Annotated in this window: 1 protein-coding gene; it reads right to left on the bottom strand. The window is 62.6% G+C overall.

Features of this window, described 5'->3' with window-relative positions; genetic code table 11:
• Positions 1 to 184: 184 nt before the first annotated feature.
• Positions 185 to 1,297 (bottom strand): IS4 family transposase, encoded by a 1,113-nt coding sequence (locus tag C3Y91_RS02420; protein WP_027689711.1) that lies wholly within the window; start codon positions 1,295 to 1,297, stop codon positions 185 to 187.
• Between the last annotated feature and the right edge of the window lie 58 nt (positions 1,298 to 1,355).

Here is a 1,355-nt window from a genome sequence, read left to right as displayed (position 1 = left end):
TCATATGCGCTAGGTTAGGCGGGCGCGGAGATCGTCGCATTGTTTTCGGCGTCGTCGCGGCGGCTCGCAGAGGTGGCGACGACTTCGTGTGAAGAGATTACAGACGGCCTGCCACAGAAGTGGTCCGCGGATGGCGGCGCAAATGGTGGCCAGGGCTATCTTCATGAGACGCCAGCGCGATGGGCTAGCCCGTGGGGTAGCCGCATCCAGAGGGGGGAGAGTCCGGGACTTGCCCGGCAATCTGTTCGGCGATGATGGCAACGATCAGTCTGGCGTAGAGCCATGCCCGGGCCAGTTCAGGCTTCTTGGCCGGCAAGCTGTCGAGGCCGGCCAGGCTCTTGAACCGTTTGAACGCCAGCTCGATTTGCCAGCGGAAGCGATAGAGGGTGAGGATGTCGGCCGGTGCAAAGGTGGCGGTCGGCAGCGAGGTCAGCAGCAGAATGTACTTCGCCGCCTCGAGACTGCGCGGATCGGGCTTTTTGCCGCGCTTGCGGGCGTCCTTGAGTAGACGCTCCTGCTCGGCTTGGGCCTGTTGCGGATCCTTGCGCCGGACAATGAGGCGCAGGACCAGTGGCGGCGGCGTCCCCGTCATGCCTTCGTGGACACGAACCTGCACCTCGCCTTCCTGCTCTTGCTGAGCGGCGAGCGCGGCAAACAGATCAAAGGGCTCGCCATTCGTCTGCAACAGGCGCAACGAGTTCCAGCCGGTCCGCACGATGAAGTCTGCACCGGCGTCGATCACCGGCCGCAGGTCGCGCGGCCTTGCATAGTAGCGATCGGCCAGCACAATATCGCCGGGTGCGTAGGTAAGGCGCTGAAGGTTTTCGCCACCATGGATGTCGGTCAACTCAAGCTGATCGACCTGAGCCGTTGCCAGGTCGTAGCCGACATGCAACCGCCATGTCGTGCGGTCAGCGCCCGGATGGCAGATCGACGTTCCATCGAGCACACGCAAGCGATACCCCGCGAAGCGCCCCGCCGGCGCTTTGGCCTGTTCGGCAATCAGCGCGGCCACGATGTCGCCAAGCCAAGGCGCCGCTTTGCACAGCCGCTCGAGCAGCGATGGGTCTGACAAACGGGCGATTCCGCCCACTTCGGCCCATGCACAGGTCTCGCGTAGCGACATGCCAAGGCCGCCATAGGCAAGCGCCAGCCGCAACAGCGTCTCGGCATTCTTGATTTCCCGCACCCGCGTAAAAGCACCACGCAACCGCGCCGTTGCTTCCAAGTCAAAATCCGCCGGAAGCCGCTCGCGCACTTCCGGCCAATGATCCAAAATCTCAGGACGAATCTTCATCCAAAGCTTGAATCACAACCAGATTCCTTATGTCCAGGGCTAAACCTAGCGCATATGA

The organism is Rhizobium ruizarguesonis, from assembly GCF_012349115.1.
In the GTDB taxonomy this organism is placed as follows: domain Bacteria; phylum Pseudomonadota; class Alphaproteobacteria; order Rhizobiales; family Rhizobiaceae; genus Rhizobium; species Rhizobium ruizarguesonis.
The sequence above is the reverse complement of the archived record's forward strand: the minus strand, read 5'-3'. Positions and strand labels throughout refer to the sequence as shown.